Source organism: Draconibacterium sp. (genome assembly GCF_041583095.1).
Taxonomy (GTDB): Bacteria; Bacteroidota; Bacteroidia; order Bacteroidales; family Prolixibacteraceae; genus Draconibacterium.
Genome location: NZ_JBFHGM010000198.1, coordinates 1 through 9,677 on the forward strand (window position 1 = coordinate 1; position 9,677 = coordinate 9,677).

At 40.7% G+C, this 9,677-nt stretch carries 8 protein-coding genes; 2 read left to right on the forward strand and 6 right to left on the reverse strand.

Features of this window, described 5'->3' with window-relative positions:
• From ABZB17_RS16280 to ABZB17_RS16305, 6 genes are all read right to left on the reverse strand, one after another.
• The coding region (locus ABZB17_RS16280; RefSeq protein ID WP_372651602.1) for a PocR ligand-binding domain-containing protein at positions 1 to 1,335 on the reverse strand (1,335 nt) is incomplete at its 3' end.
• A 575-nt stretch (positions 1,336 to 1,910) separates the two neighbouring features.
• Positions 1,911 to 2,324 (reverse strand): GNAT family N-acetyltransferase, encoded by a 414-nt coding sequence (locus ABZB17_RS16285; RefSeq protein ID WP_372651604.1) that lies wholly within the window; start codon positions 2,322 to 2,324, stop codon positions 1,911 to 1,913.
• Positions 2,325 to 2,344: 20 nt separating this feature from the next.
• Positions 2,345 to 2,920, reverse strand: a complete 576-nt coding sequence (locus ABZB17_RS16290) for a DJ-1/PfpI family protein (protein WP_372651606.1) — start codon at positions 2,918 to 2,920, stop codon at positions 2,345 to 2,347.
• A gap of 119 nt (positions 2,921 to 3,039) precedes the next feature.
• A complete protein-coding gene (locus ABZB17_RS16295) occupies positions 3,040 to 5,361 on the reverse strand; it encodes a GH92 family glycosyl hydrolase (RefSeq protein ID WP_372651608.1) in 2,322 nt (773 codons plus the stop codon).
• A 277-nt stretch (positions 5,362 to 5,638) separates the two neighbouring features.
• Positions 5,639 to 7,009 (reverse strand): DUF4270 domain-containing protein, encoded by a 1,371-nt coding sequence (locus tag ABZB17_RS16300; protein ID WP_372651610.1) that lies wholly within the window; start codon positions 7,007 to 7,009, stop codon positions 5,639 to 5,641.
• Positions 7,010 to 7,210: 201 nt separating this feature from the next.
• Positions 7,211 to 8,011 carry a glycogen/starch synthase gene (locus ABZB17_RS16305; RefSeq protein ID WP_045031377.1) on the reverse strand — a complete coding sequence of 267 codons (801 nt, stop codon included), beginning with the start codon at positions 8,009 to 8,011 and terminating at the stop codon, positions 7,211 to 7,213.
• Between the two features lie 151 nt (positions 8,012 to 8,162).
• On the opposite strand from ABZB17_RS16305, the gene panC reads away from it, so the two are divergent.
• The gene (gene panC / locus ABZB17_RS16310) at positions 8,163 to 8,999 is read left to right on the forward strand and encodes a pantoate--beta-alanine ligase (protein ID WP_372651612.1); all 837 of its coding nucleotides are present in this window, start codon (positions 8,163 to 8,165) and stop codon (positions 8,997 to 8,999) included.
• 19 nt (positions 9,000 to 9,018) lie between these two features.
• The gene (panD, locus tag ABZB17_RS16315; protein ID WP_045031375.1) at positions 9,019 to 9,369 is read left to right on the forward strand and encodes an aspartate 1-decarboxylase; all 351 of its coding nucleotides are present in this window, start codon (positions 9,019 to 9,021) and stop codon (positions 9,367 to 9,369) included.
• The last annotated feature ends 308 nt before the right edge of the window (positions 9,370 to 9,677 follow it).

The following is a 9,677-nucleotide window of genomic DNA, read 5'->3' on the forward strand; positions in this document are numbered from 1 at the left end:
ATTCCGCTCGGCAATTTCTTTTGCGTTTTGGAGTGCCTGTTCTGTTTCTTTAACTTTGGTAATATCCATATTAAAGCCATACCAGGTAATGCTTCCATCAGGTAATCTTTCAGGTGTTGATCGGGAATAAATCCATTGAATTTTTCTTCCCGGTATTTTTACCCTAAACTCACAACTAAAGTAAGTCAGGTGCTCTGCTGAATATTCAATATCGCTGATCACTCTGTCCACATCTTCCGGATAGATTACTCTGCTTACGGGTTCAAACGTATCTACAACATCTTCGGGTTTACAGCCAAATATATTCTTTATGCCTTCAGATGCGGTGGGAATACAATAACTGCCATCGGCTTTTCGGGTAAATTGAAACAATAAATCGGGAACATTTGCTGAGAGTTTTCTAAACTCAATATCCTTTTGCCGCACTTTCTCTTCCGATTTTTTTCTTTCGGTAATGTCGCGGATAATCATGCTTACCCGGTTAAACCCTTCGTGATCGGCAAAAACCGACGATGAAATCTCAACAGGGAAAACTTCGTTATCTTTTCTCCGCATAAAAAGTTCACCTTTAGCCCGGCCTTTTTGCTTCTGCTCTTCAAGAATCGCTGCAAATCCCGGATCATTCGGCACAACTAATCCATTTATACCTACTTTGCAAATTTCTTCTTCCGAGCGTTGAAACATTTCGCATGCTGCCTTATTCGCCGAAAGAATTGCTCCATCGGCTGTTTTAAGGATTATTGCATCCATACTGTTTTCCAGAATAAGCCGGTAACGTTCTTCGCTGGTTCGCAAGGCATCGTTCAAATCCATTAATTCCTGCTTCTGAAATGTGATATCGCTAATCAGGTTCGTCATGTCGAGCAGAAATTCCATAATTGTTTTTACTTTCTCTTCATTAATAACCGGTACTTTATCAAGTGCTTCCAGGTACTTTTCTTCATTAAACCCATATTTTTGTGCTTGCTTCTTAAAAAAAAACGGGTCGGGAGATTTAAAAAAGAACTGGCCGGAAAACAAATTGGCAATGTGTTCACCTTTTATAACTATGGGAACGGCAACATCAATTAATCCGTTTAAACACCGGTAACAATGGTACTTTTCGCCTTTGTCCATTTGACCTGCCAACACCGTATCGCTGCTGGTGCAGTTTTGAGCAGTTTCGGGATGTACACGATGAAAGTGAGTACATATTTGCCGCCATCCTGATTTTGACAGCACATTACCCTCGAGGTCTAATATTGCCGTTACAAAACCAGTTGATTTATTAAAACCTTCAAGCAGGGTATTAACCTTCTCAAAATCGATTAATTGCAGTATTTTACTTTTTAACATAATCTTAAGGTTCTTCGATTTTTATTGAATTGCTACACTATTTTCAACAACTCAATTTCTCATCATGGGCTTCATCCTGTCAATTCAGAAGATTTTTAAACATATATTTTGTAGTATTTCAAGTGCTTTAATTGCATTAATAAACGCTTTTATTTTAGTATTTGTTTAATTCCGGGGATAATTTCATTACTCCAAGCCACTGGCTACCGGAACATTACTTGTTTTCAGGCATTCGAGGAACCGGTATTCTGATTTATGATTAAGCTGAATGCGACTTTGAGTGCTTAACGGGCTGAGCTATTTTTTTTATTAGAGCTTGTAACCGGTTTTCGAAACTTCAGTTGTTTTACTACTACCCCAAAAAGGGGGGCAATACGTTGGCAGGAAGACATTATTCTGAAAATTTTTAAATGCAGCCTGACATGATTCAAACAAACCTAGGTTTTTATAAAACGTTAAATAACCGGGGTTAAGGAGTTTATTCTTACGTAAATATTACGAATTTTAGTAACGATTTATTTGAGCTGACTTTTGAGTTGGCTGTCTTCTCGCACACAATAAACGTAAGGACTATTTTACTGGTGACTTGTTTGTATAATCTCCATCATATTTTCGGGTTTCTGAACAGGCGCAAACCCAAACTGTTTGTACAATCCGTGAGCATCATCGGTTCCCAGACCCCAGCGGCGCAAGCCCTGCAGATTATCATGTGTCATAATGGCTCTTATGAGCTTTTTGCCGTATCCATTTCCCTGGTATTCAGGAAGAATAAAAACATCGAGCAGCCAGGCAAAAACAGCATAGTCGGTGATTACGCGTGCAAAACCAACCTGTCTGTTTTCGAGGTATACACCAAAACAAAGTGAATTTTCTATCGAGCGTTGTACAGTTTCCAGGGTGCGCCCTTTTGCCCAATACGATTCGTTCGCCAAATAACTGTGAATAGCCCGGATATCGAGCTTTTCCTTATCGGTTGAAATTTCAATCATGATTTTTGATCTCAAGCATTTTAAAAGCCCATCAGCTGCCGAACCTTTTCAGCATTTTCTTTCGAGGTTAACAACTCAAGCAGCAATAATGCCACGTCAACGGCTGTTGAAGGGTTCCACGATGTTATCAACTGATCGTCGAGCACAATGGGCTGATCCAACACATTTACGCCAAAATTTTGCAGGGCTTCGCGCCTAACCGCACTTCGGTAAGTTGTTCCGTTTTTCCCTTTTAAAACACCACTTTTTGCCAAAGGCAATGCGCCCACACAAATGGATGCAATTACTTTATTACCTGTCCGGAATGCCCGAATCAGATCAAGGAATTTATCGCTGTAGGCATCGTTGTAAAAACCATAAACCTCAAAACCTCCGGGAAGCGCAAGGGCGTCAAAATCATTTACATCAATCTCATCAATCCGGTAATCAACCACCAAAGTCTGATCGAACGAACTTTTAACCTCTTTGGTTACCCCGCAGGTGTATAGTTTTGTTGAGTTGTCGCCTTCTTCAAGGTTCCAGCCAATTACATCGATAAATACACTTGCCTCGAAAAATTCGAATCCGTTGGCCAGTAACAGTAATACTTTCTTCATGAGTTTTAATTTTAATACGAATATATTTCAAATTAAGCATTCCATAAATTCCGTGCTGACTTTCGCTCGCTACTAATCCTCATGAAGCACACGGGCACAACCTTAAAGCAAGGAATTAATTATTTCGTTGCCTGATTGCTCATTTCAAATACCAGTTCTCCTCCTTTTATTAAATCGAAGTGTGAGATTTTTGTGCCATCAATTTCAGTTCCGTTTAAGGTAACTTTACTGACGTACACATTCTCTTCGCTTTGATTTTTGGCTGTGATGGTCAGCTGGTTTCCATTTTCAAAAGAAACGACTGCTTTTTTCACCGAAGGACTTCCCAACTCGTAGTATTCCGATCCGGGTGCCAGCGGATAAAAACCCAAACTGTTAAAAATGTACCAGGCACTCATTTGTCCGGCATCGTCGTTACCACACAAACTGTTCACTTCGGCGCCGTACATGGTTTTCATGATCATGCGCACGCGGCTTTGAGTTTTGTATGGCTCGTCGGTGTAGTTGTACAAAAACGGAATATGATGCCCCGGTTCGTTGCCGTGCACATAATTTCCGATCATTCCGTCGCGGGTAATATCTTCGTTCTTTTCAATGTATTTATCGTCCAACTCCATGGTAAACAATGAGTCCAACATTCCCGACAAACGTGATTTTCCGCCCATTAGCTGCACCATGTCTTCCACCTTATGTGGAACGTACAAGCCGTAATTCCAGGCATTACCCTCAATAAATCCCTGTCCGTGTGTATCCAGCGGATCGAATTCCTTGCGAAACTCGCCGTTTGATAGTTTCGGACGCATAAAACCAATGGAAGGATCGTACACTTTTTTGTAAGCATTTGAGCGTTCCAGGAACTCGTTTTCGATAGCTTCATCTCCGGTGTTTTTGGCAATCTGTGCAATACACCAGTCGTCGAACGCATACTCCAAGGTTTTCGAAACGGAGTACAAACTTTTGTCCTCGGGAACAAAACCGTATTTCATATAATCGCCAATTCCGTGAAAATAGGGAACTTTAGCGGTTGTTACAGCTGCTTCCAGTGCCCGCTTCCGGTCGAAATCGCCCACTCCTTTTACTACAGCATCGGCCAAAACGGTGGTGGAGTGATAACCAATCATACACCAGTTTTCGTTGGCATAATGGCTCCAAACCGGTAGCATATGGTGCACACTCTGGTCGTAATGAGCCAACATCGATTTAATCATGTCGTTGTTACGCGACGGCTGAACGAGGTTAAAGAAAGGATGCAAAGCACGGTAAGTATCCCACAACGAAAAAATGGTGTAGTTGGTGAATCCTTCCGACTGGTGGATGTTCTGATCGAGGCCTCGGTAACTGCCATCTACGTCTTCGTACACAATCGGGCTAAGTAAAGTATGATACAGCGCGGTGTAAAATGTGCGTTTATCCTCTTCCGAGATACTTTCTACCTCTATTTTTGCCAGTTCGTTGTTCCATTTTTGTTGCGTTTCGGCTTTTACCTTTTCGAAATCCCAGTGCGGAATTTCGGTCTCCATATTTTTTAAGGCACCTGCCATACTTACCGGCGACAAGGCAAATTTTACTTTTAGCTTTTCGTTTTCAGCCGTATCGAAATTAAAATAAGCCCTTATATTTCGTCCGGCCATTTCAGGGAAGTTTTTCTCCTGATCGAAATACCGGTAGTGCCCGTCGTAATTATTCTCGTCGTACTTTTTGTGTCCGTAACTCTTAAAAGGTTTTGAAAACTGCATGGCAAAAAACACTTTTCGCGTGCGGCCCCACCCTTTTGTCTGACGGTAACCGGTAATCAGCGAATCATTCTCAACACGCAAAAATGTCCACACGTTTTTCTCATCGTAATGATAAATGTTATAAACCAGGTCGAGAATAATGTGCGCTTCATCGCTTACGGGGAATGCATACTGGTGAAAACCCACCCGCTCTGATGCCGTTAGTTCCACATCAATATTATAATCATCAAGTTTTACGCTATAATATCCTGGGGCTGCGTTTTCGTCATCATGCGAGAAAACCGAATAGAACCCTTTGCTTCCGTCGTTGGTTTTTATCGGATCGAGCACCAAAGCGCCGGTGGTTGGCATCACCAGAAAATCGCCCAAATCGGAGTGGCCGGTTCCACTAAAATTAGTGTGTGCAAAACCAATTATGGTAGTATCGCGATATTGGTATCCCGCACAATATTCATAGGTTTTTTTATTGTAGCTGCCATCGGGATTAAAATAAGGCTGCATATCGGTTTGCGGCCCCAGTTGCACCATTCCAAAGGGTGCGGTAGCTCCCGGAAAGGTATGTCCCATGGTACTTGTTCCAACCATCGGATTTACATACTGGCTATAATCTTCAACAGCAATGGCTGAAGCCGGGTCCTTATCACTTTGATTTGTACAGGAAATAGACAGCACCAAGAATACGGCGCAATAAAATAGTGGTTTCATGAATTTAATTTTTGTGGTTTGCCAAAAACAAAAAACCGTTCCATTTTCGGCATTCATCACCGGTTAAGTGGTTTAAATAATTTTAGTTGTTGGTAAAGGCCGCTAAAATAAAGGTTTTCGTGGATATAAACATGCCATTATTCAATTTGTGCCCTGTTTTATTAAAGCGAATCATATTTAACCGGGATTAAATACTACATCCTTTGAAAATAAGCACAACATCACAAACCACTATAAAAGTGCTATAAATGGGGGAATGATAAGTATGAAGAGCTGCTTAGTCCAAAAATTTTGAATACGTTATCCGCATATCAACACCACCCTGTTTTGCTCCTTTTAATATTACCCGGTTGGCAATATCAGCACGTCGACCGGTTGTCAGGTAAAATCCCTGGTTTCCAACAAAATCATCATGGTCAGGATCGGTTATATCGATAATACGCTGAACATGCTGCGTAATATTAAAGGTATAGGTGTAATCACTGGTATCTAAAACTCCACCGTAAAACGTAGGATTAAAGAAGTAATCAATGGGGCGGTACTCTTCTCCGTCGGGTGCCACAAAGGTAAACATCAGCTGGTTTGGTGGCGGATAATTATGAATATCGCTTGCAGTGGTATCAACATGAAAAATAATTTCAGCTTTATTAATACCCATGTTAACCGAGTCTTTCCAGCTTTCAAGACCTGTAACTGTGATCCGCGATTTTAATCCTCCGGTTGGCTGCACATAAATCAGGTCGCTTTCTTCGTCTTCCTGATCAAGATCGTCCAGGAACGGTGCACCGGTGTAGTCGTGTTTAAATTCGTTAACCCGCAAACTATATTTAGTTATCAGGTAGGCCTGCGATAAGGTATCGGGATCTTCATCATCTTCCAACAACACAGTGTTTTCGTCGTTGTTATAATATACCAATAACGCCGATCCCTGAAAAGTACTGGTAGATGCAGTGTGCAAGGTTACCAATGAACCTTTTCCTGAAACATCAGCACTTTCGAGCAAAAGGCCTTTAAAATACTGAAGAAATACATCGTTACTGATCATATCCAGCGAATCGGCTCCGATCAGCTTTTCTCCTAATGTATTATCCAGCGGAATGGTCAGCAACTGGTAGTTAGTATCCTGAGTTGCAGAATCCAGCACCACTTTTGGTGTATAATCAAATTCGGCAAGCGGAACATCCGAAGCCATCGATTTCAAATCAATATCCTGAGTGTATTCAGCATCCGGGTCGAGGTACGTTTCCATTTCGTACACTTTAACATGCTGCGTAGTAATCGTATCGCCGTATATATTTCTATAAAACAAGTACAAACGAACAGAATCAACTACCGGGTTGGTTCCAAAATCAGGAAATGAAGTTAAGCGGAACTGCGTTGCATAATTTGCTGTTGTTTTTCCAAAAACCGGATCGTTCAGGGTTCCCAACAGGTTTGTTGCACCTTTATTGGTAATAATTCCATCTTCAGTAAACGTATAGGATGCAATTTTATCCGAAACAGAAATATTTCGAACATTAATCAGGTCTTCATCAGGAAGGATGCCCAGCCCCAAATCGTTTTGTTCGCTGTTGCAGGCAACCATTATGTTTACAAGAACGAATAATCCTCCAACTATTTTTAACAACTGCACTGTATTGTATTTCATGTCAATAATTCCAATTTATTTTAGGAAGCTTACCCACTGCAGCCAATGCAAATTAGCCTATTTAAACAGCCTGGATTGCCTCTTCAATTTTCTGATTTCCGAAAAATTACACAAACATAAAAAATAACCACGAGAGCGTTTCTGAAATCGGAGTAAAATTGAACTTTTTAAATATAATTTTGATTCTTTAACACCGAAGCCTTACACTTTATCGTAAAACTCGTTGTAGGCATCAATGTATGTTTCTTTTGGTTGGAAATCCAGGAATAACTTTTCGCTATCCTTAATATAATTTTTAACGTCGGCGTTAATCGTTTCGGTTCCCTGTATAACCGCATCCGAATAATCGATAGCCATTTTGCTAACATTGGCAAAAGTTGGCTCTTCTATCATTTTTACATCGTCGGTTGTAATACCTTCAAGCAACAGTTTCTCGTTAAACCGGCTGTCGAGTGTTTGCTTAAAATCGTCGTTATAAACCGAATAAACCAGTTTTGAGTTTTTAAATAACGGATCGTTGTAATAATACTTTTTAATGTATAAAGGTACCAACGAAGTTAACCAGCCGTGGCAATGAATAATATCGGGTGCCCAGCGTAACTTAATTACCGTTTCGAGCACACCACGGGCAAAAAATACTGCACGTTCGTCGTTATCTTCAAACTCTTTCCCGTCGTCATCGTGTAATACGGCCTTGCGTTGAAAATAATCTTCATTATCGATAAAATATACCTGCATACGGGCAGCTTGTATCGATGCCACTTTTATGATAAGTGGATGATCCGCATCATTAATCACAAGGTTCATACCCGATAAACGGATTACCTCGTGCAACTGATTTCTACGTTCGTTTACGCAGCCATAACGCGGCATAAAAGTTCTAATCTCTCTCCCTTTCTCCTGAACGCCCTGTGGCAGGTAACGTCCAATCTCCGACATTTCGCTTTCTGGTAAATAAGGGGTAATCTCCTGTGAAATATAAAGGATTCTTTTCTTTTCCATGAACCTATAAGTGCAGTTAAAAAACAGTTTGCAAAAGTAATAAAAATATGCGAATAGTCAAGTTAAGTTCGTTAGTTTCAGTCACTATACTTCTTTTTTATGCTGTTTTACCAATTAAAATTACTTACTTTGCAGCCGCAATTTTTAAGCTATGAAACTGGTTAGCACAGTACAAGAGTTACAGTCTGAAATACAGCACCTTGCCCAAGGTAGAACAGTGGGTTTTGTACCCACTATGGGGGCACTACATCAAGGCCATATTTCGTTGGTAAAACAGGCCGTTTCGGAAAATCCGGTTGTGGTGGTAAGTATTTTTGTAAATCCAACACAATTTAACGATCCGGCCGATTTGGAACGTTATCCGCGCACACTCGAAAACGATATGAAATTATTGGAGCCAACAGGTTGTTCAATCGTTTTTGCACCCAATGCAAAGGAGGTTTACCCCGAACCGGATAAACGTAAATTTAACTTTGGAAAATTAGAAGAGGTGATGGAAGGCAAACATCGCCCGGGACACTTTAATGGTGTAGCACAGGTGGTTAGCCGCCTTTTCGACATGGTAAAACCTACCAAAGCCTACTTCGGATTGAAGGATTTTCAGCAATTGGCCATTGTTAAAAATATGGTGAAACAACTGCAACTTCCTGTGGAAATTGTACCTTGCGCCATTATTCGCGAAGAAAGTGGTTTGGCCATGAGCTCGCGAAACGAATTATTGACGGAAGAACAGCGGAAAAATGCAGCCGTAATTTCGGAGACTTTGTTTAAAGCCAAAGAACTTAAGGGGCAGAAATCCGTACAAGAAATCACGGATTGGGTAACAGAAACGATAAACAAGAACCCATTTCTGGATGTTGAATATTTTGAGATCGTTGACGACGAACAGCTGCAACCGGTGAAAAACTGGGACGAAGATTCTACAAAAGTTGGATGTGTTGCTGTTTTTTGCGGAAAGATCAGGTTAATTGACAATATAGTTTTTTAAGACCGAAATAAGCATAGTTATGCAAATTGAAGTTTGTAAATCGAAAATACACAAGGTTACCGTTACCGAGGCGAACCTGCAATATGTTGGAAGTATTACCATCGACGAAGATTTGATGGACGCGGCAAACCTTATTGAGAACGAAAAAGTACAGGTTGTTAATATTAACAACGGCGAGCGTTTAGAGACTTATGTTATCAGGGGCGAACGCGGATCAGGTACCATTTGTTTGAATGGCCCTGCTGCGCGCAAAGTAGCTGTTGGCGATGTGGTAATTATCATTTCGTACGCTTTAATGGATTTCGAGGAAGCCAAAACATTTAAGCCAAGTTTGATCTTCCCTGATATCGAGACGAATACTGTGGTATAAAATACATTTACGATATAATTGTGAACCTCGTAGTTTTAACTGCGAGGTTTTTTTATTTGGAAAACTTTTTCTTGAAATCAAGGCCCCAGTCCTTGCAATTTTTAGAAAATACAGATCGGATCCCATTTCTTGCCTAAAGCAATAGTTAATTTCTTCGTCCCTTAATGCACTCTATTTCTAATTGTAGATGCTTACTTCTTCTTCAAATCAAATATCGAATACGAGAGGTTTAGCATCAACATGCGATTTTTGTGGTACATATTGTAAGAAACCCCTTCGTGTTCCGCCGCCCCCAGTAACTGTGTGTC